This is a genomic window from Methylocucumis oryzae (genome assembly GCF_000963695.1).
GTDB classification, from domain to species: Bacteria; Pseudomonadota; Gammaproteobacteria; order Methylococcales; family Methylomonadaceae; genus Methylovulum; species Methylovulum oryzae.
In genome coordinates this window covers 1-630 of the sequence record NZ_LAJX01000365.1, presented here as the reverse complement: position 1 = coordinate 630, position 630 = coordinate 1, and the positions used below count along the sequence as shown (strand labels likewise).

Annotated in this window: 1 protein-coding gene; it reads right to left on the bottom strand. The window is 50.8% G+C overall.

The features are described from left to right. Positions 1 to 630 (bottom strand): AMP-binding protein (locus tag VZ94_RS21690; protein ID WP_045780841.1); only part of this gene is annotated, 630 nt, incomplete at both ends.

Genomic DNA, 630 nt, shown 5'->3' with positions numbered 1-630 from the left:
TAAGTTGGTCAATATCGCTGCAATGTAGGCGCAGAGCTGGGTAACAGTATTAACCGATTTAAGCAGCGCCACCGCTTCGTTAATACCGGGTTGTTTCAGTAACACGCTTTCGATTTCACCCAGTTCGATACGAAAACCGCGTAGTTTGACTTGATTATCGAGTCGACCTAAATAACTAAAACAGCCATCAGCGCTTTGTCTTACCCTATCACCGGTACGGTAAAGTCTGGCACCTGGTGTTGAGCTAAACGGGTCGGGTATAAAACGTTCAGCGGTTAATGCCGGTCTACGGTAATAACCTTGCGCTAATAACTCGCCGCCTAGATATAACTCACCGGCCACGCCAACTGGCAACGGGTTTAAGTTAATATCCAACACATAAGCGCGACGATGACCCACCGGAAATCCGATAGGCGCATAAGGTTCAGAGCAACTTGTTTCTGCCTGCCAAACCAGAGGCGTAATCACCGCTTCGGTCGGGCCATACGCGTTAAACAACGTCTTAGGTTGCCTCGGCAACTGCTCCTGCGTTGCTCTACTACACGCCATCCCTGGCGTTATCGGCAACTGCTCCTGCGTTGCTCTACTACACGCCATCCCTGGCGTTATCGGCAACTGCTCCTGCGTTGC